Source organism: Sabulibacter ruber (genome assembly GCF_017355955.1).
Lineage (GTDB): Bacteria > Bacteroidota > Bacteroidia > Cytophagales > Hymenobacteraceae > Nibribacter > Nibribacter ruber_A.
On record NZ_JAFFID010000001.1, the window covers coordinates 1,239,861 to 1,260,444 of the forward strand.

At 55.3% G+C, this 20,584-nt stretch carries 15 protein-coding genes; 2 read left to right on the forward strand and 13 right to left on the reverse strand.

The annotated features are described in order from the left end of the window. Window positions 1-54: 54 nt before the first annotated feature. The 13 genes from JT719_RS05100 to JT719_RS05160 form a co-directional block, all read right to left on the reverse strand. Window positions 55-3,822 carry a baseplate J/gp47 family protein gene (locus JT719_RS05100; RefSeq protein WP_207431414.1) on the reverse strand — a complete coding sequence of 1,256 codons (3,768 nt, stop codon included), beginning with the start codon at window positions 3,820-3,822 and terminating at the stop codon, window positions 55-57. Next, entirely contained in the window at window positions 3,819-4,277 is a 459-nt protein-coding gene (locus JT719_RS05105) for a GPW/gp25 family protein (protein ID WP_242693074.1), read from the reverse strand. The genes JT719_RS05100 and JT719_RS05105 overlap by 4 nt, the downstream gene beginning before the upstream one ends. An 89-nt stretch (window positions 4,278-4,366) precedes the next feature. Continuing rightward, the gene (locus JT719_RS05110; RefSeq protein WP_242693075.1) at window positions 4,367-4,615 is read right to left on the reverse strand and encodes a PAAR domain-containing protein; all 249 of its coding nucleotides are present in this window, start codon (window positions 4,613-4,615) and stop codon (window positions 4,367-4,369) included. Window positions 4,616-4,775: 160 nt separating this feature from the next. Then, window positions 4,776-6,518 carry a type VI secretion system tip protein VgrG gene (vgrG, locus tag JT719_RS05115; RefSeq protein ID WP_207431416.1) on the reverse strand — a complete coding sequence of 581 codons (1,743 nt, stop codon included), beginning with the start codon at window positions 6,516-6,518 and terminating at the stop codon, window positions 4,776-4,778. Continuing rightward, window positions 6,515-7,192, reverse strand: coding sequence for a CIS tube protein (locus JT719_RS05120; protein WP_207431417.1), 678 nt, complete (start codon window positions 7,190-7,192; stop codon window positions 6,515-6,517). Before JT719_RS05120 ends, vgrG begins: the two co-directional genes overlap by 4 nt. Window positions 7,193-7,204: 12 nt before the next feature. After that, on the reverse strand, window positions 7,205-7,396 hold the full coding sequence (locus tag JT719_RS05125; protein WP_207431418.1) for a DUF5908 family protein: 192 nt from the start codon (window positions 7,394-7,396) through the stop codon (window positions 7,205-7,207). A 7-nt stretch (window positions 7,397-7,403) separates the two neighbouring features. Next, window positions 7,404-7,847, reverse strand: coding sequence for a phage tail protein (locus JT719_RS05130; RefSeq protein WP_207431419.1), 444 nt, complete (start codon window positions 7,845-7,847; stop codon window positions 7,404-7,406). 9 nt (window positions 7,848-7,856) lie between these two features. Further along, complete coding sequence (locus tag JT719_RS05135) at window positions 7,857-8,288, reverse strand: phage tail protein (protein ID WP_207431420.1); 432 nt, start codon at window positions 8,286-8,288, stop codon at window positions 7,857-7,859. 301 nt (window positions 8,289-8,589) lie between these two features. Continuing rightward, complete coding sequence (locus tag JT719_RS05140) at window positions 8,590-10,674, reverse strand: phage tail sheath family protein (protein ID WP_242693076.1); 2,085 nt, start codon at window positions 10,672-10,674, stop codon at window positions 8,590-8,592. 42 nt (window positions 10,675-10,716) lie between these two features. Next, entirely contained in the window at window positions 10,717-11,490 is a 774-nt protein-coding gene (locus tag JT719_RS05145; RefSeq protein WP_207431421.1) for a hypothetical protein, read from the reverse strand. Window positions 11,491-11,501: 11 nt separating this feature from the next. Further along, on the reverse strand, window positions 11,502-12,119 hold the full coding sequence (locus JT719_RS05150; RefSeq protein ID WP_207431422.1) for a Pvc16 family protein: 618 nt from the start codon (window positions 12,117-12,119) through the stop codon (window positions 11,502-11,504). A 795-nt stretch (window positions 12,120-12,914) separates the two neighbouring features. Continuing rightward, window positions 12,915-14,081: a parallel beta-helix domain-containing protein gene (locus tag JT719_RS05155; RefSeq protein WP_207431423.1), complete on the reverse strand. Its 1,167-nt coding sequence runs from the start codon at window positions 14,079-14,081 to the stop codon at window positions 12,915-12,917. A gap of 301 nt (window positions 14,082-14,382) precedes the next feature. Beyond that, the gene (locus JT719_RS05160; protein WP_207431424.1) at window positions 14,383-15,855 is read right to left on the reverse strand and encodes a tetratricopeptide repeat protein; all 1,473 of its coding nucleotides are present in this window, start codon (window positions 15,853-15,855) and stop codon (window positions 14,383-14,385) included. 826 nt (window positions 15,856-16,681) lie between these two features. Here JT719_RS05160 and JT719_RS05165 point away from each other — a divergent pair. Both JT719_RS05165 and JT719_RS05170 read left to right on the forward strand, forming a co-directional pair. Further along, entirely contained in the window at window positions 16,682-18,658 is a 1,977-nt protein-coding gene (locus JT719_RS05165) for an endo-1,4-beta-xylanase (RefSeq protein WP_207431425.1), read from the forward strand. Window positions 18,659-18,910: 252 nt separating this feature from the next. After that, the gene (locus tag JT719_RS05170; protein ID WP_207431426.1) at window positions 18,911-20,539 is read left to right on the forward strand and encodes a T9SS type A sorting domain-containing protein; all 1,629 of its coding nucleotides are present in this window, start codon (window positions 18,911-18,913) and stop codon (window positions 20,537-20,539) included. Window positions 20,540-20,584 lie beyond the last annotated feature (45 nt).

The following is a 20,584-nucleotide window of genomic DNA, read 5'->3' on the forward strand; positions in this document are numbered from 1 at the left end:
GGTTTGAAATCCTGCTGCGGATTTTCGGTGGGGTGTGATAAGTGGAGTATTTTCTCAGCAGCCGCACTTTTCTTTCTCCAGTTCCTCGGGTTCCTCTTCCAGAACGGTGATCCCGTGCTCTTCCTCCGGCACCGACACCAGTACCGAGCACGCCTTGGTGGCCCTGACTTCCTCCACTTCCTGTTCCGGCAGCCCCTGCCCCGGCAAATGGTACAACTGGAATTGGGTGATGAAGTCCACATAGGGACGCTCCTCCACAAAATCGATTAAGGTAGATTTGTAGATTTTGCCCCCGAAACGGAGATCCTGCCCCTGGCCGTACGCCCACGGCGACAGGAACCGGGTGATCTCCTGCCGCAGCAATTGGGAGTAGGCCGAGACATCATACTGCGGGAAAAAACTCACCTCCAGCTTCACCTTCACCTGCTCAAAAATGGGGTTGCGCACGTGCAGCGTGACAAAACAAGACAGCCGCTGGCGCAGGAACGCTTTGATTTCCTCCAACTCGCCCACGCTGGTGAGCGGCTGCAACGGGTCCACGGCGTTGCGCTGCCGCAGATCCGGGATGGAAACCACCGTCACGTGCCCCGGCGCCTTTTCATTGTAAATTCCGGTGGTGCCGGTGGGCTCGTAGCGGGTGTGCGGCAGGCATTTCACCTTGTAGATGCGCGGAAACGCCTCCAGCACCAGGTGTTCGTAGTCCCAGAGGGTGATGGCCCGGTCCTTGTGCCGCAGGTGCTCGCTCACCCGGCGGTAAAAATGGGGCGGCGTCTCGGCCAGGGCTCCCCCAAACGACGCGAAGGGCTGCTCCACTTTCTTCACCCCGGCCAGCGGCTCCACCAGTTTACTGATGCTGCCCGCCGGCAGGTGCCGGGCCAGAAAATCAGGGGCGTTGCCCTGGTCCTGGAACACCACCAACGCCGCCTGGGGCAGCACCGCCACCGCCCTGCAGACTGCCTCACTAGCCGTATGCACGGCCGCCCGCAGCCATACCTGTCCGGAGGGCAATAGGCTGTGTTCGTGGTTCGCTGCTTTGGGTAATTGGAACCGGATGATGCCTGAGCGGGTCAGCTGCCCGGTGAAATCACTCACCTGCTCCTTCTGGAACGACACCCAATGATTGCCCGCCAGGTAGCTCCAATGCACGTGCTGATCGGGTTTTTTCACCTGCGGATTGGCCGAGCCTTCCACCAGCTGGAATAGCACCGAGAGCGTCTGCGGCGGCGTAGCCCCTTCCACGCCCAGGTAAAACTCCCCTTCGTGCGTGAGCCAGTCCTTAACGGAACCGTCTTCCTCTTCCACCTTGAAGAAAGGATCTTCCACATTTTTGCGCTGAAATACGGGAACCAGCCCCAAAACGGAAGACTCGCGCAGATCAATCCGCTTCAAGGCGGGATGCTCCTCTTTCTGCCCGTACGGATACACATGGAGAAACTGCACCTGCCGCCCAAGGAAGCTGTCCTTGGAAGTCAGATCCACGGTAGCGGTGGCGGAGTAATCCAGGGCGATTTGCTCGATAACCGGTGTGTAAGGTTCTGTGGGGGCCGGGGCCATGGTGTTGAGGCTGGTCTGGATCTGGCTGACCTTGTCGGCGGCCTCGGCGCTGGAACTGAGAATGGCCTGAATGGCGTCTTTCTTGGCTTTGGCCTCGCCCCCGGCTTTGTCAATGAGGTAATCGGTGAGGTCTTTCTGGTATTTCCTGTGGCCGAAGTCCTCGTTCAGTTTCAGGCGCAGAAATCCCTTCACGCTGGCGGCAGTGTAGTCGGGCCGAAGACCGTACTCCAGCGGCAACTGGTCCTCAGCCGAGAGCGAAATGGCCGGCAGCTCAAACAGGTCCGCCGAGGCAGTTTTGGTTTGCCACTGTCCCTGCTGCAGACTCTGGATGGTGATGGGCTTGGTGGAGACCGCACTGGGTTTGTCTTTCCAGTTGATGCTGAGTGCCGAAATGGTGGCGTTCCTTTTCAGAAACACATCGGGGTGCCCGATGATGAGCGAGGCGTCTTTCTGGGGCAGTGGCCCGAATGGCATGAACGGCTGCGCCGGGTCCAGCATCCCGAAATCATTGTACAGCTGCAGGTTCCGCAGCCCCTGCCCTTCCACCGTGAGTTCTATTTTGGTCAACGTGGCATCTTTCACCAGTTCGTACAGGTACTCCTTCCCAGGTTGGGGCTGGATATGGACACTCAACACGGGGTGCGCCGTGTCATAAGCCGCCTGATGGATTTCGGGGTGGAAGGGAGCGGTGGCGGGTTCATCGGGCTGCAACTTCGCCTTCAACACCAGCAGCTTGTTCCCGCATTCCTCCTGAAAACAGAAGTACGGACTGATGAGCGAGAGCGGGTGCCACCCCTCGGCCGTGGTCACCTGGGCCTTGATGGCGGCGGAATAATCCTCCAGACTGAGTGCGGCGCCCGTGAGAAACAGCTTGAGGGTGATCGTGCGGGTTCCCTCGGTGAGGTACAGCAGCGGCGAGGCCACGGCAAACCCGATGGTAGCCGGCGGCATGGCCAATTGGGTGAGTTTGCCGTGGCGGTACTGTTTGTTCCCGAAAAAAGGCCAGCCCTGCTCCGGCGGCACGGGTTCCTTGCTCGTCCCGTCCAGAGAATGGGCGGCTGGGGAAGCATACAGCCAACCTTTCTGCAAGTTTACCCCGGTTCCTTTCTTCTGCTCATCTTCCTCGGTGGCCTGGTACATGGATATGAATGAAGTCAGCCGGGCCTGGTTCGGGACGAAGTCTTCCGTCAAGGCAAACACCACTTCCTGCCCCCTACTGTCTTTCCCGGCCTGGAACAGAGTGCCTTTGGGCAGGATCTCGTGTGTGACGTGCCGCGCCATTTCCACCACCACGTGCGCTTGGCTGGGCTGGGCGGGTTTGCGCGTGAGTTGCAGTACTTCCTGGTAATAGAAATCCAGGTGCCGCGCCGAAAGCGTGTTCAGGTGCTCCCGGTTATAGAGCAGCAACTGCAGGAACGCCAGCAGCAGCGTCATCTGCGGGGCATGGTCCTCGCGGGACGTGAGGGAAGCCTGGAATTGCTGCTGGGCATCAGAAACCACCCGCGCATAGACCCGCAGGAACTGGTCCAGCGTGGCCGCGAAAAAAGAATGATTGATGGCGAAGTAGATCTTGCGGGCCGTCTCGCCGGGAGCCGTAGGTCCGAAAATCTGGGCATCTACCACGGCCGCGGAAGTCCAGAGCACGGAGAAAGGCTGGGCCAGCGTCTGGGAAGCCGGGGCCAGCTGCTCGCCCAGAATCATCCACTGCGGCACCTCGGTCTCATCGAACAAATCCTCCGCTTCGGCGGCGACATGGAAGGCTTTGAGTTTCTGCAGTTCCAGGGCCAGTTTGCTCTGGATGAGGTTTTGCAGCGTGGCTTTCAACGGTACCGAGGCAGGCAACCGCTGCCACAATTTATCTAGACTCCAGGCCAGCGTGGCTACGTAGCTGAAGACCTGGGCAAAGGCTTTTTTCAGGTTGTCTTCGTTTACGGGCTGTTTTCCCAATTCCTGCCGGATTCCTTTGTTCAACAAACCGTTGAGCTGATTCCGGTAGGCATCCACGTTCTGGACCGCCGCCAAAGCCAGAACCGCTGAGACATCATTCCCCAGAAACGCTTTCCAGTTCTGGTTACGGTATTGGTTATCGGGTCCGTAAAACCGCAGGTGCTCGCTTAGGTTCTGCGCGTAGACCAGCCATTCCGCCACCCCGTGTTCCTCCACCGGCACCGAGGAAGGCGCAAGCGCCGCGCTGGTCCGGCCGGGTTGATCCGTGCCCTCGCGGGAGACCATCTGCGGATGGACGATATGGGCGCAGGGCGAGCTCATAGGGCGTTATCGGTTTGGAGCGGGTTGGTGAGGAAATGCAGCAATTCGGTACCCTCTGTTTTGTAGAAGGGGAACACGAAGTTGAACCTTGAGTTGGTGGTGCGCACCCGGTAGTCTACCTCAATAAGCAGCAGTCCCTCCAGCTCGCGGGTGGTGTTGAGGAATACCCGTTCCAGGTCAATGCGGGGCTCAAAGTAGAGAATGGCTGTCTCGATCTTGTCTGTGAGTTGGGTTTTGAGCGTGGTGTCCAGCGACTCAAAGATCATCTCCTCCAGGTTGCACCCAAACCGAGGCTGCATAAGCCGCTCCCCCACCATGGTGGTGAGCAGGATGTGGAGGCTGCTCTGGATATCGGCTACGCCTTCCAGCATGTCCACCTGGCCGCTGAGGTGGTCAAAGGTGGGTGGAAAGCTCCAGCCGCGGCCCAGAAAGTTTTGGGTTGGTGTGAAGGCCATAGGTTCTCAGCGCATTGGTCTAGAGGTCTATCTCAGGCAGTTCGGTTTTTAAGCTGTTTTCGAGAAAGTAGGTCGATTTCAGGTTCCTCTCAGCCGCCGATCAGCACCGAGACGAACCCCATGGTGATGGTGCCGCCGTGGGCCGTGGAATCACCCATGCGGGCCGCGGGCATGCCCCCGATCAAGACCGAACCTGAGCCTTTGATGATAGCATCGGGCGGACCGGCGCAGGTGGCCAGATCCCCCAACCGGGCTGCGGGCATTCCCCCGATGAGGACCGTAGGCGCCCCGGCCGGCAAAATGGGACCGCCCACGTGGGGCTTAGGTCCATCGGACATCGGGCAGACGTGCAGATCAGAGACTCGGGCGGCAGGTGGCATATTTCAAGGGTTGGTCTGTGAGGTTATTCAAAGCAAAGCAGTCGTTTCCGGGCCATTTTCCGGAAAACAGGGGAAAAATGGGTGGGTCCATTTCAAGTCTTTAACCTGGCTATTTTTTTCAGTTGATCATGACCGTACCTCCTTTCACGATGGCCATGCCGTTGCCCGCCGAGAGTTCGTTGCCGCTCCCGCCCTCAGCCTTGAAGGCCGATTTTCCTTTGGCCGAGATATTGATTCCTTCCAGTTTCACGTCGGCGGTGGCTTTGAGCATGATGTCCTTGATGCTGCTGAGGGTGATGCCGTTTTTGTCCAGCACCAGTTGGTTTCCGTGTTGGTCATGCAACTGCACCCGCTTTTCCTTCTCGCTCAAAAGCAAGGAATTGCCCTCCGGTGTCTGAATGGTGAGCGTCTTGTCCTTGTCATGGAACAGCACTTTCATCTTGCTGCGGGAAACGTAGCCTTTCTCGTGGTTCAGATCCGCGGGGGGGAGCGGGGCCGGTTTGGCGCTGCTGTGGCACATGCCCAGCACCACCACCTGGTTGGGATCGCCGTTGAAAAAACCTACCACCACTTCATCCCTGAGGTCCGGACGGAAAAAGGTGCCACGGTTTTCCCCGGCATCCAGGGTGACCAATCGGGCCCAGATGCCTTCGTCTTTCTGGCTGATCACCGGCAAACGGACTTTGATTCGGTCCTGACCAGTCGGGTCTTTCTCCAGTTGGGTCACCACGCCCACCTGCAAGCCTGTGATACCCAGGTATGGCTGCGCCGCGTTTGCCGGGTGGGCGGTCTGGGCAAACCACTCGGGATTCAGGCCCAATTGTACATCGGTTTCCCAGTTGCCGTTGGAGATCTGGTGCCGCACCCCCGACACGAAAGCCGGCCCCTTGAACCGATCACCCACTCCTTTCAGCTCCACCACTTGGCCCGGCAGCAACTGCGCCAAACCTTGACACCGCGCCCGTCCCCGGATCTTGGCCAGCCGGTGTTTCAGCAGTTTGGCGTTGGCCAGGTCGCGCAAAACCGGCTCCGGCAAATGACCACTCTGCGGCTCGGGTTGCAGCTCGGCTTTCACCACTTTGGCCAACTGGCTTGAAGTAAGATTGCCGTTCAACTTGCTTTTAGGCTCCATGCCTTCCGCCTGCTTCATTTCCTGCGAAGCTGGGTCCCAAGCCTGCACCTTGAGCCCCGTAGGCTGAACTCGCGTGTCTATCTCGGCATCCAGTTCCAACAAGGTAGCGCCGAACTGCAAGGTCACTGCCGGTTCCTGCTCTAATTTCGGCTTTTCAATTTTTACCTTGCCGTCGCTTACCAGGCAGATCAGGCCGTTCTGGTCCAGGCGGGAGAGCAGGAAGTCCCAGTCGGTGGCGTGGTACTGCACCAGTTGCGGATGGGTGAATTTGGTTTCCTCCACCTCTCTGGCCAAACGGTGCTTTTTGAGCAAATCTTCTGCCAACCGGCTGTCTTTCTGGTCATGGTAGTACTGGCTGCGCGGGGCCACGGTCATTTTCACGGCTTCGTCTTTGCACTCCACCGTCAGGAAAGAACCGTTTTTACGTACCTTGATGCTGTGGCGGATCACAATTCCTTTGAAAATGGTGTCGTCCTTCCCCCGGTACCCGGCCTTGATCTCAATTTTTTTGCCCGGCACAAACAGGTCCTGGTCACTGAGGGCGAATGTTTCGGCGGCGGCCTCCCCGTCCAGCATCACCAGGGTGGCCGTGGAAATGCGGTTCACTTCCTTGCTCACCACGATGGACACCATGTGCACGGTCTCCGATACCTGTGTGCCTTCGGAGAAAATCTGGAAGGTGCAGACATCGGGCGAGGCTGAGGTGGGCAAGGTTCGGGGGCTGGTCATTTGGCTACGGGCGGAAAGAACAGGGTCTGCCCGACGGCAAGCCGCCGGAAATTGGTGAGGCCGTTGGCTTTGGCTACCTGCAGGTAGCGGCGGGGATCATCGTAGAGTCGGAAACACAGCAGCGGCAGCGTATCGCCGGCCAGTACCTGGCGTTCGTGGGTGAGGTCCGGGGACTGGCTGTTCTCCTTGGCCACCCGCAGGTTCTCCTCTACGCTGCCCTTGAACTGAGTTTTGGCCACAGCCCGGATGGGCGTCCCGTCGGGTTTGAAGAGCTTGAACGTGATCTGCAGCGAGGTCAGGCGGCACTTAAACAAACTCACGCCCCACACCAGCTTGAAGTGGCGCGGCTGATGGATGGCGCCGTCATAATCTACCAGCAGCTGTTTGAAGTTCTTCAGCTCACCCCAGATGTCGCCGGAGGGGCTGCCCTCGATGAGGCCAGTGGCATCAAACAGGAATTCAAAGGAGAACTCCTCGGGTTTGGTGTGCTTGTACTTGGGCTGCGCGCCACTGGTCCCCTGCCCCTGGCCGTCGTTGTACTCAATCTTGTAGTCCAGCTGGTAAGTCTCGGGGTTCACCAAGGCATTGTACTCGCCTACTTTGGAGCCGTCGTTGAGGTCCGCGTCGCGGTAGGCGATGATTTTGAGTTTCTCCAGTTTGCCGGTGTCTGCCATAGGTGCCAAACGTTAGCGTTCCTCCCGTTCCTGTAACAAATGCATCACCTGCTCCACGCACTCGGCGATCAAGGCCTCGCGGTCCTCCCCTCCCATGGCCGAAGTAGCCATGCCCGCCGCCCCGGAAGATCCAGCACCCGTGCTCCCCGAGGCGCCTTCTGTCACCACCACTTTGATGTGCAGTTCTCTTATCTCTACCGGCATGGGCGGGTTAGTTAACGGTGAAGTAGTTGTAGCGCAGTTCCAGGGTCTCAATGACCAGGCTGTTGTTCTCGGCGTTGAAATCGGTGACGGACCACCGGCGGGGCCAGGCATTCACCACGTTCCAGCTCTTGAGCGGCTCATGCTGTTCGTTGAGCAGGGTGATTAAAAGCGTGGCGCCCATAAACGTCTGCCGCTGGAAAGCGTCCTGGCACCAGGCAAAGATCTTGGAATCCTTGGTGAGGAAGCCGCGCTTGAGCACCAGATCGGGGTACTTGGTCCGGACGGGCAGCACGTGCTCAAACCGGTTCTCGCCGCCTTCCTTGAAGGCCTCAGTGTCAAACTCCACCGACAAACCCGTCACCGACTGGAAACGTGTGTCGTTGTCTACGTTGCTCACGTTGGTGAACTCCACCTTGAAATGGAACCCTACCGGCGGATAGTACCCTTCCATGGCAACTTGTTATTTCACCAGACTCAGGCCTTCGTGGGCGATTTCAATGGTCTCAATGGCGACCTCGTTGCCGTCGGCTTTGAGGTCGCTGGCCTGCACTTTGGTGGGGAACGCGTTGAGGGCTTTCCAGACAAAGACGGGCTCGTGGGTTTCGTTCAGCAGCTTGATGGTGATGTCGCGCCGCTCTACTTTGCCTAGCAGGCTGGTTTTGTTGAACCAGTCGTAGAAATCGGTTTTGCCCTGGAAGGTGCCCCGCTTGAGGGTGATCTTCTCGTTTTTGGGCAAGCCCGGCTGGGAAATTTTGCCGTACGAGCGGCTGTGCCCCTCGCGGTAATCTATGGGGTCTAACTGCGTGGTGAGGCCCGTGACTTCGGTGAAGCCAATTTTGGTCCCGCCCCACTCAACCTCAAAGTGGAACTTGGGTAATGGATACTCGGCCATCTCTTTCTCTTGGTTTACGTTTGGTGATCAGCGGGAAAATCTGTTAGTACTCACGTTTCTGGGCCGATTTCCTCAAAACAGCCTCAGACTGCATTTCGAATCTGGAGCTTCGGCCATTGCCTTGACAGTGCGCCGCAGGGCATTTTCTGAGGTAACTGCCGAAATTGGGGAGAAGCCGTTTTGGGGCTATTTTCCTGCAAACAGCCCCGAAACCTGCCTTCACATTCACTCATTTCTGCTTAAAAAATAAAGGGTAAGTAGTAAAGACCTTTACCGGAACTTAGTGCTGAGGCACAGGAGATCAACTTTCTGGCATTTTATGGGAGAACCGCAGGATGATGAACTCGGCGGGTCGCAGCACCGCCAGGCCAATCTCCACTATCATACGGCCTTCCAGAATGTCAAGCGGAGTCATGGTTTTGCCCAGGCCCACGGCCACGTAGAAGGCGTGCTCGGTGATGGCGCCCTGCAAGGCTCCCTGCCGCCAGAGCGTGGTCAGGAAGTTCTCGATCATGGCCTGCACCTTCACCCAGGTACCGGCATCGTTTGGTTCGAAGACAAACTGCTCAGTGGCTTTCTTGCTGGACTCGGTGACCATGTTGAAGAAGCGGCGCACGCTCACGTATCGCCACTCGTTGTTGTTACCGGCCATCGTGCGGGCGCCCCACACCAGCGTGCCTTTACCGGTGAAGGCCTTGATCACGTTGATGGACTTCCCGAAGTTCACATCCACGTTCAGCTCCCCGTTCTGCAACTCCTCCAGCTTCACAGATGGTCCCACCACGTTGACTAGGCTCTCGTTGGCGGGTGCTTTCCAGACACCCCGGGCGGCATCTACACGGGCGTACAAGCCGGCAATAGCCCCGGAGGGTGGCAACAGGGCGGTTTGTTCCTTCAGGTAAGTTATCACGTTGCCTAATACCGGAATCCGGCGCAGAATGTCTGCCTCAGCGGCTTCTTCTGAGGTTTGGGCATCACGCAGCAGGTTGGTGAGCAGCGTGTACAGGCCGTTAAAAATGGAATCGCCTCGTTTTTCTATGATTTCCCGTAGGTTTTTCACGGCGTCTTCGCGGTCTACGTTTGTGTTGCCTGAGGCATCGGCGGTGAAGGTGAACCCAGTGGAGTCGGTTGGGTTTGCTAAACCAGTGGTAATGGCAGTTTTCAAGGTAACTGTGTCCCAGGCGCGGCCACCCTGGTCATTTATGCTAGCTATACCTGGGTTTCCGACTATTTTTTTATCCCGCGAAAGCACTTCCACCCCTAACAGTTGCTGTATGTACAGCGGGAGCGTATTGGTAACCGAGATCACACGGGATAATAAATCTGTCTTCAATGAGCCAGATAGCAAAGCCGATGCGTCGGTTCTTAGGCTTTGGTCAATGAATCGGTCAATGATCTGGTACGTAAAGTCCCAGACGGCAGTGTAGGTCGTTTTCACCGCCGTGATGTCTGCGTAGTTGCCGGCCAGCGCGGTAATGGCGCTGTAAAAGTCTGCTTTGCGCACCTGGTACATCTCCTCCAGCGAGGAATTGGTACCCAGGAAGGTGGTTAAGGCACTGTTTAGTTTTTGAGAACTGGTGACAATGTTATCTAATTCTGTGAGGTTATTCTTGGTGGTACCATCCGCGGGGTCCACAAATTCAGCAGCCCAGTCAACTGTGGCTCCAAACTTGGTAACTTTCCCTTTTACGTCGCGGTAGCGCACCTGGCGGGGCAAATTCACCCGCAGATACGGATAGTACGCGGCCCCAAACTGCAGATTGCCCATGCCAATGTTGGTGCGGAAGGTGTCAATGTCGGTTTTGCGGTATTTTTCGTCTGAGGGGTTCGCGATCTTCACATCAGCAATCAGGAACCGGTCTTTCAGGTTGAAACACTGTTCCAGCGTGACCTTGTGCAGATCGCCCAGTTTGTCCGGGGCTAGTTTGATGCCATCTGGGTACAGTATCAGGGTGGGTTCGTCTTCTTTCCGCAGCTCGGCCAGAGCGCTTTCTACGCCGGTGGCCAGGTCAGCGGCCACGAACGGATCAAGGAATTTCCCCAGCGAGACGATGTAGCACTTGCCGCCTCCGTTACGGAAATACATCCGGAGGCTGTCATACAGGTAATAAGTGCTCTCAACAGTAGCCGTTTTCACAGTGTTGTTCACGCTCAGGTCCACGCCCGCCACATTCAAGGGCGGACTGCCCCCGAACATTTCCTCAAACTCCACCAGAGACTCCAGGCGCACCGGGGTGAGCGCGTAGTCCTTGCCCGTGAAGGTGGTGCGTTGGGTATAGCCAATGAACGCCGGCACCGCCGTGTCTACGGCCGCAATAGAGGGCGGGAATTTGGGGACCTCATCAATGTAAACACCGGGCACCCGCAGGGTAGAAAGGTTCAACATGGCTGGGTTGGGTTAAGGACTGGTTTTAGAGTTCGTGCAGTTTCACATCTTGTCCAAATGGAGTTTGTACACCTGGGAGTTCTTCAGGTCGCCGGTGCCAGTGAGGAGGCTGTAGTTGCTCAGGCCGGGCTGGCCCGAAATCTCAATTTTGCCCCACACGTCTTGCGGCAGGGCATCGGCCGGGGTGCGCAGGCTCTGCCGACTGGCGTAGCTGATTTTGGCATCGGTGGGTTTCCAGAAAGCGGCATCAGTAACGGCAGCACCCTTGCTTTTGGCAATGGACAGGTAATGTTTCCCATCTTTCCGCACCAGGTCGCCGGGCAGGTATTCCTCCTCGGCCCGGTAAGTGGGCAAAGGCAAACCGAGGTTGGGGTAAGCTCCCCCCAAGACCCGGGCCCATTGGTTCCCGAAAAGGTAAAAACCCCTCTCTCCCGTCGGCTTGGTCCGGTACGCCAGGGCCGTTTGGGCCGGCACGTTGGGGTTACTCCACTTCAGCCAGAAGCCCAGCGTCACTTTCTCCAGTTTCACCTGGGGTTTGCGGGTCCCGGGCAGCACATCGGCCAGTTGGGCCAGTACCTGGAAGCCGGTTTTGGTGGGTTTGAGCAGAAGGCCATGGGTTTGCAGGGTTTTGCGGGTGGCCTCGTCGGGCTCTATCTGCAGCCACTCCCGCACGTCATAGACCTTCAGTTTCTGCGCCAGGCGCACCGGCGGCAGGGGTTGGGTTCCGTCAAACACTTTTCCGCCCTCGTCCAGGAAGAAGTGGTGGAAGATATCCATGGCCAGGAGTTTCTGGAAGCGGCGGCTAGAGGTCTCCACGGGCGTTCAGGTTAGTGCGTTTTATAGCCGATTTTCTCATTTGTCTCCAAAATCAGGGAGCCGCCTTCGGTCACGGTTTCCTGTTTCAGTTCCAGCAGGCGCATCAGGTATAATACCGAGGGGTACTGCTTCCCACCCAAGGTGCCCCAAAGGTGGTTCAGCTCCTCAAAGGTGGGCGAGTACAGGTCCACAATCAGCTTGAACTCACTCAGGCGGTCATAGTCAATGAATTCACCGTTCACGCCAATATTGCTGTTGAGGTGGGTGAAAATGTTCTTGGTCTGGAAAAACCGGATGAGCCGCGACAGGTACGTCAAAGCCTTTTCGTATTTGCTGGCCGTGACCGAGAAAAGTACGAACAGGTTCACGAATACCGGCGGGTTGAAATACTCGGTCTTCAAGGTGGCGCTGTTGGCGAAGGAGTAAGGCGAATTCTTCAGGGTTTTCTCCTCCCGCAGGTTTACCAAAGTAACTACTACCTTGTCTCGTATCTCGGCATTGTCTGTGCCCGTGGGCGATTCCATGGTAGCGATGTTGCCCAGCACCACGGTGTCTTCCACGGCCGGTTGTATGCCCTCAAAGAAGGTATTGAGCTCAGAAACCAGAATCTTGAGGGCGTGGGAAATCACAGACGGCAAAGGTTAAGGAACCGGACAAGTGAATCGTTTTCATGCTATAAGCCTCCAGAAAGCCCCTCTCCTTCTGATGGGGTGGCCTTTTCTGGGCAGGGATCAGGTACTGCGTTTGACCTTGTACTACCCCGAGAACGTTTTTAGGCTCTTTTACCCAAAACAGCCTAAAAACACTATGAACCGGAACGACATAAAGCCCATTCTCTTCAATAAGGAGCGCAGCGAAAGAAAGTCATACACGAAGGAAAGTCTGAAAGGAGCGTTCCTCCGGGTGGAGGAGGCGGGGCGGATCTTCCGGTGAGAACGGAAGGAGAAGTTCAACTCAACGGCAAAACAATCCCGAAGCAGAGAAATTGCTCACTGCTTACACCTGGTATTTTGCCGAAAGGAATATAATTATTTCTTTTCTGCACCTTTCGGCGCAAACGGGTACTGGCACAATATTTCCGGCCAGAAATATTGTGAAAAGCTATATTCTACAGGACTAATTTAATACTTTCTATCAAAATACAAGATTATATCCTATTATATTTTAATAAAATTCTTTTTTACTCTAAGAAGGGCCACTTCGGTGACACAAGATCCTATCCTGTACCTTTTACACTTGTACTCTCCCCCAGATGACCTGCGGCCTTAACTTATCTGAGACCAGGCGATAGCCAAGACAGGGCTACTGCCTCGTTGCCGTTTTTTGTACGTCTGCCGGATAGGAAGGAAGTCATAGAATTATTGCCCCTTCGCGCTGCACTTTCGGCAAGTGTCTCACGAAGGGGCTGAACATCTCGCAGGCTTTCAAATTCCCTGGCAACTGGGCAACGAGGCCGGATAACTGGTGTCGTATTGATTCCCGTACCAGCAGTTATTGGATCCGGAGCCGTCCCAGAACAGGTCTACCCCGGGAATGGGCAGGGGCAGCGTGGGCGGGGAAGCGCCGTTCTTGAGGACCACGTTGTAGCGGATGCGGGTTCCGTCGGGGTCGGGGTCAATCAGGTCAAAGGCTTCAGGCGGTAATCCGGCCAAACCGCCCAGTAAGCGGGTGCTTGCCACCGCAATGCCCAGAAAATTGTTGTTCATCACCAGGTTCCGTTCCAGGGTGGTATTATCTGTGCCCACCACCAGAATGCCTGCTCCGGTGGGCACAAAGTTCTCAAACCCTCCGCCCGGCACGGAGAAGTTAGGCAAGTTGTTGTCTACCACGCGATTGTACCGGAGCAGGATGTCTGACGCACTGGTAACGCTGAACCCGGGGAGCAAAACCACCAAAATACCGGCGGTATTGTTATAGCTTGAATTATGCTGGGCCACTACCCGGGTGCAGTTCTCAATCTCCAGCCCGATCACGTTCTCGTAAGTTTTGTTGAAGCGCAGTTCCGTGTCCTCGCTCAACCCAATGTAAATGCCGCTGTCGGTGTGGCCTTTAGCTACGCAATATTCAATGCGGCCATGGTTAGACAGAAGCGGAAACAACCCGTAATCCCCGCAGTTGACGGTGGTGACATAACTCAATACATAATCATCGGCCCGGATCATGAAGACTCCGTTGCTTTCGAAATTACGGAGAGTCACGTTGTACAACCTGAACCCGTCGCCGTTCGCCTGCACCGTGATGCCGTTCTCCTCCTCCCCTGGGTTCTCTATCACCACTTTCCCGCTGCCAATCAAAGTGAGTTTGGGAGTGTTCACGGTGATGGCTTCGCGGTAAAGGCCGGGCAGAATCAGGATGATATCTCCCGCCGAGGCATTGTCCACGGTTTTCTGAATGGACCTGCCCGGTTTCACAATGGTAAAGGGCCCGCCTCTCACTTCTGACAGCCCTTCGGCTTGCAGATCAGGAAGCGGATCGGGCTGAATTTCTTCTTCGCAGGAGAAGAGCAGCAGAGCAAACGCGATTAGAATCCCTTTTATCCATTTCAGGGCAAAACCAACTGCTTTACGTTGGAATGTAGGTATTTGAAGCATACTTCTTTTGGTTAAGATGAGAGTGGGTGAAACCAAGTCAGAACATCTTCCAGGTGGTACTACCTAGCGTGGCGCACGTAAATACAGAAGGGGAATTTTTGGTGGTAAAAAGGTAAAAAAAGGTATTCCTGAGATCCAGGCACGGGTTGCGGGAGAGTAGCAGCAAACTAAAACTTTAAGATTCTAGTATTTTTCCCCTGCCATTTCTGAACCCTACTTTTCAAGTAACAAAAGGCAGCAGCCCCACTCCTATTCTTTCACAGGAATGGGGAACAAATACTACCTTGACCTTCAACTATCGTTATTTAGTGGACGCCAATTTTGCTTTGGCCATGGAACCTTTGACCAACGCGAACTCTGGGCCGGGCTCATTCAGGTTGTTCAGTTTCTGCTCCAGTTGGGCGGCTTTCTCAGCGTTACCGGCTTTGGCTTCGGCCAGGGACTGATAGCACAGCACGCGCGGACTGTTCTGGTCGGCTTGGGCCAGGTGGGTAAGGGCCTTTTGGATGTCTCCCTGTTTGTAGGCGATCATGCCCATCAGTTTGTGGTACTCCAGCAGCTGATCCATGTTGGCGTTCGTCTTCATTTGCTCAGCTTTGGCCGAGGCCTGCGCAAAATCCTTGGCTTTGAGGGCCATCAGGCCTTCCACGAACAACTGCCGGTTCTGCAGGTTGGCTTTTTGGTAAGGGGTAAGGTCAGCACTGTTTTTAAGGGTGCTGAGGTGAGCCAGACTGCTTTTCGCTTTGGGCAGGTCATTCATCTGGGTGTACACTTCGCCTTGTTGCAGATAGACCCAAGCCAGGTAATTGTTGTTCTTGTTCTGTTGCAGGAGCCTGATGCCCCGGTCAGCGGCTTGCAGGGCTTCTTTGTACCGGCCTTCGTAGAGGTAAGACTCGGCCATGGCCATCATATTGTCCACTTTGTCAATATAGTTGGTGGCTTTGCTTTCGGCCAGTTGGTAGGCCTTACGACTTTCCTCGGGCTGGCCCATGAGCAGGTAATTATGTCCCACTTTGGTCAGGGAAACGTTAAAACCAGGGTCCAGCAAGGCCGCTTTTTTGTAGTTCTGGATGGCTTCCTGGTGTTTGCCCCGCTTGGTGAGCAGATCGCCCATGGAATCATACGGGTTGGCTTCCTCTGGGGCGGCTTTTATGTAGTTCCTGAACGCCTCCTCGGCTTTGGCGTAGTCTTCTTTCTCGGTGTAGGCGTAGCCCAAAAGATTATAGGCTGCTCCAAAGTTGGGGTCCAAAGCCACGGCCTTGTTGAAATGCTCAATGGCCTTGTCGGTGTTGTGTTGGGTATAGGCGTACTGCCCATTGATCAGGTGCACGTACTTGTCATTGGGGTAGCGCTGCGCCAGTTTATTCAGGGTACTCACGGCATCGGTGGGTCTGTTCTCCACATTTGCCTGCATGAGGCTGATCATCAGCTGCTCGCCTTCAGAGGTGTTTCCTTTCAGGGCGAGGGCTTTGTTGTAATGGTCGAAAAAACTTTTCCGGTCTTGCCTTGAGGCTTGGGCCCTGAGCAAATGGGCGAAGGCGAAATCTGGGTCCAGCTGCAGGGCTTTGTCCAGGGCCACGGTGGCCTGCTCAAACTTGATGTTGCCCATGTGCTCCCGGCCTTTCAGAAAGTATTGGCGGGCCTCGGCTGATTTGGTGGTGATGGGAATCTCATTTGTTCCTTCTTGCCTGGCCAGCGCAGGGAAGCACAGCAGAAACAGGAATCCTGCGGCCAGACACCGATAGAGGAGAAAGAGTAAAACGGACTTTTTCATGACTTTTCAGGTAAAGAAGGATGGGCAGGAAAAGAAACTTACATGACACGACTGATGCGTGTAGCCCGGAAAGACATTTTTTGGCAGGGATTGCCAAACTTAAGATCAGGGAAGGCCGGTAAGACAGGTGCCTTTCCTCACTGAAAACCCCTTTAAAGTGGATTTAATTTAAGTTACTATTAATTATATCCAAAGGCAAATCTGAGCTATTTCGCCTGTGGCTATGCTTACCCTCCTGAAAACACTATCTCCACTTGCTGGAGGAAGAATGAGTCCGCTGTTTTTAGCCTTGTTTCAGGGAAACGTCCTTAAAACGACTTGGCGGCAATAGAGCTTCTCAGGTTCTGGTTTCTGCCCTACTTTACAGAAATCAGCCTTGAAACAGAACCTCGGGTTTTTACCTCAAAAAAGTTCAGAGAGCCAAGCCGCTGCGTTTTGAAGTATTGACTGACTCCCCGGAAATCATCTTGGGTTTTATTTTTATCATTTCGATAAAACAACTCTCAATTTCACCGTCGTTTTTATATTTTTATCGTAAAAGGCTCTAGCTCCATAAGAAAGGCGTAAAACATTCTTTTTGGGGCACTTTTACAGAAGCCTCCCGGATTAGTATTCATGAAGGATTTCCCCCTTCCTTCTGAAGAAGGTTCTCAGCGCTTCCAGACACCTAATTTTTTCCTACGAGTACCCTTTCCTACCAATACTCTGCAGTGCTTTCCCAAAGGAGCGTTGGTTGGCCATTTACCCTTACCGCTTTGATTTTCATTTCCCGGCCTGGAAACAGGAAGGTTGCCCTTGTTTTTTATTCACCCATAAAAAATAAAGTATGCAGAAAATCTCTACCCTTTATAGGACGGCCTTCCTGTCCTTTCTCTTCATTCTATGGACTCCGCTGGTTTCCGTTGCCCAGTTGGCCAAGGGGAAACCTAAGTTCGTGGGCAACGTGATTGACCGGTTTGTGCCCAGCAGTTTCAGTACCTACTGGAACCAGGTAACACCCGGCAATGCTGGCAAGTGGGGCTCCGTGGAAGGTACCCGCGGGGTCATGAATTGGGCCGATCTGGACGTGGTCTACAACTACGCCCAGTCTAAGAACATCCCCTTCAAAGCGCACACGCTGGTGTGGGGAATGCAGGAACCCGCCTGGGTCGCCAGCCTTACCCCCGCCGAGCAAGCCGCCGAACTGGAGGAATGGTTCCAGTTATTCAGCCAACGGTACCCTAACACCCAGCTGATTGACGTGGTGAATGAGCCTTTGCACGTGATCCCTTCCTTTGCCAATGCCATCGGTGGCACGGGTGCAACGGGCTGGGATTGGGTTATCTGGTCGTTCCAGAAAGCGCGGCAGTATTTCCCCAACGCCAAGCTGATCCTGAACGATTACAGCATCCTGGGCAACACCACCAATACCACCAACTACCTCAAGATCATCAACCTGCTCAAAGCCAGAAACCTGATTGACGGCATCGGGGTGCAGGGCCACGGGCTGGAATACGCCCAATCCACCAAGATCACCAGCAGTTTGAACAGCCTGCAACAGACCGGCGTGCCCATCTATGTGACAGAACTGGACCTGGAACACGCCGACGATGCCACCCAGCTCAGCATGTACCAACGGGTGTTTCCGCTCCTGTATGAGCACCCTGGTGTAACGGCCGTGACATTGTGGGGCTACCTGGCCGGCGAAATCTGGAAACCCAACGCCTATCTGCTGGGCAAAACCACCACGGTGGGTACTGCTACCCTTTCCACCACGTTTCAGGACTATACCTTCAGCGGGTCCGGCAAGATACAGGTACACCTCACCAACGACCACCTGGACAATGCCCGCGACCTGGAGATTGACTACCTCACCGTAAACGGCGTTACTTACCAGGCTGAGGAAATGGCCGTGAACACCGGTGTCTGGACCGGTAAATGCGGCGGATCTTACAGCCAGCTACTGCATTGCGATGGCTACATTGAGTTTCCGGCCGGTACCGGCACCATTACCGTTCGGGCCCGGGGCACCACCGGCTCAGAGACCATGGAGGTCCGCCTCATTGATGATACCACGGAGCGGGCCGCTTTCAAATGGCTGAAGAACGAATACTTTAATGCCAACGATGGCGTAACTTCTGAGGTGCTGGCCGAGGCCGAAGCCGGGCTGCTGGGAGGCACCACTGTTGCCAGCACCCGAACCGGCTTTAGCGCCACTGGGTATGCCACTGGTTTTGATGCCTCCGGCGACTATGTGGAAATGAACGCGAACCTGGCTACGGGCGGCAGTTTCCCCCTGGTCATCAGGTATGCGTCTGATGTTTCCATTGCCCGCTCAGTTCGGGTAAACGGCAGCGTAGTGAAGAAGAACCTGAGCTTCCCGGCCTCCAGCACTTTCACCAACCTTCAGTTCACCACCAATTTCGTGGCGGGTAAAAACACCATCCGGATTTACATGGAACGCGGCGGCACGGCAGGCGGAGACATTGACTACATCAAAATAAGCGGAGCCACTCCGGTGGCTGGTGCCTCAACCCTAGCCAAAGCGACTTCCCTCCCGGTTAAAGAGACCTCTGCAGGACTCAGAATCTATCCTAACCCATCTAGTTCTGGCTCCATTAAGGTGGATCTGGGAAGTATTGCTCCGGAAGAAAACCAGATCCTGTACATCATAGACGGCCAGGGCAGAACGGTATTTAGCCAGCGGGTGGCCAATCAGCGGGAACTGCACGTGAATACCAGGTTGCCCGGCGGTCTTTACCTGGTACGCCTCAGCAGCAGCCAGAAGATAGTCTCGCAGCAGAAGCTGGTGATCAGAGATTAACAGCCGCAACCAGAAGTAACAGCACTTTCCCCTTCCTGTAGTGCCAACTGGAAGCCAGCAGGTCTGTTTAGAGGCTGCTTTTCGCAAAAAAGGCCCAAAACAGACCTGCTCCCAAGTTGGCAGCAGCTTTTCACCTTTTTGTTTCACTTAAACCCCTTTCATGAAATGTGCCTTAGAAAACCTCCATAGCCCTTTTCAACTCACCCCAGAAACTCTCTGAACATATCATCAAACCTAAACAAGACATTGTATATGAATAGAATTCTATCTAAGATTTTAGCTTTTCTTGTAGTCACTTTACTGGGTGTGCCATCGGCTTTCGCGGCCTTGTCGCTGTCTCCTATCTTCGGGTCAGACATGGTCTTGCAGCGCGGTACCACGGTGCCGGTATTCGGGACTGCCACTGCGGGAGCTACCGTCATGGTGCAGTTCCTGGGTCAGAACAAATCCGGCGTAGCCGATGCCGCCGGCAAATGGCGCATAGACCTGGCCAGTATGACCGCGAGTGCCGCCCCCAGCAGCATGACCATCACCTCCGGTGCCCAGACGGTGACGCTAACCGGCGTACAGGTGGGTGAAGTATGGTTGTGCAGCGGGCAGTCCAACATGGGTTGGTCTTTATCAGAGGCTAACAACAGCGCTTCTGCCATTGCCGATGCCGGGAACCACAACATCCGCCTGTTCAGAATGACGGCGGGCAACGGCCCAAGCACCACTACCTGGAAAGTGTCTAATTCTACCAATGTGGCAAATTTCTCGGCGGTGGGTTACTGGATGGGCCTTGAGTTGTCTCAGTGGATGGTGAATGTGCCCATCGGGTTGATTCAGGCCACGCACGACGGAACCGCCATTGACCAATGGCAGCACACCAGCGGCGGCGTAGGAACTGACTATGACGCCATGGTGAAATCCATTCAGCCTTTTGCGGTGAAAGGCGTGGCCTGGTACCAGGGCGAAAGCAACGGCGGCGATACCGATTACCGCACCAAACTCACCAACATGATCCGGGAGTGGCGCTCTGACTGGGGACAGGCCAGCCTGCCCTTCGGGATTATCCAATTGGCTTACCGCTCTGGCTGGAACGGAGCCCGCAACGCGCAGTTAGAGGTGGCAGACACTGAGCCCAGCTGCTTTTTGGTGGTGATCAGAGACCTGCCCGGCGGCGCCCTGCACCCCACTGAGAAAAAACCGGTAGGCATCCGTACCGCTATTGGCGCCAGAGGACTAGTGTATGGCGATAACATCCCCTACTCTGCTCCCATCCGGGATATCCCAAATTCTTACGTCTCAGGCAACAAGGTCATCCTGAAGTGGAAACACCTTGGCAATGGCTTGTTTACAGACAACGGCCTGGCTCCCGGAGAATTTAAGGTAGCCGATGCCAGCGGCCGTTTCCAAACCGCCACAGCAGTGATTGTAGGGAACACTGTGGAGGTATCCAACGCCAAAGTGACCAAACCCGCCATGGTGCAGTACTCCTACAGCAGCGTGGGTAACCTGTACAGCCGCGTGAGCATTCCTACTGAGGGAGGCAAAGTGATTGTGGACCGGTTAAAGGCTTCTGAGTTCCAAATCAGCGTGGCTCCCTTAGCCATCGCTGCCACTTCTGCTGCCTCGGCCTCAGAATTAGCAACTTCCCGGTCGGTGGTATTCCCCAACCCGGCTGCTAACGGGCAGTTCAGAATCAGGTTGGAAAATCAGGAAACCGAGGGCGACTTGCTCATACAGGTAACCGATCTTTTGGGCAGAACGGTTTACAGCAAAATAGAAAATGCAGCCGCAGAACTCCAGGTAACTAGCCGCCTGAAACCCGGCACTTACTTCCTGCAAGTAAAAGACAACTCAAAGGTGCTGGCCAAGCAGCAACTGGTGATTCAATAAGCTATACCAGAAACCAGAAAGTTATTGGCTAACCCCATGACTTTC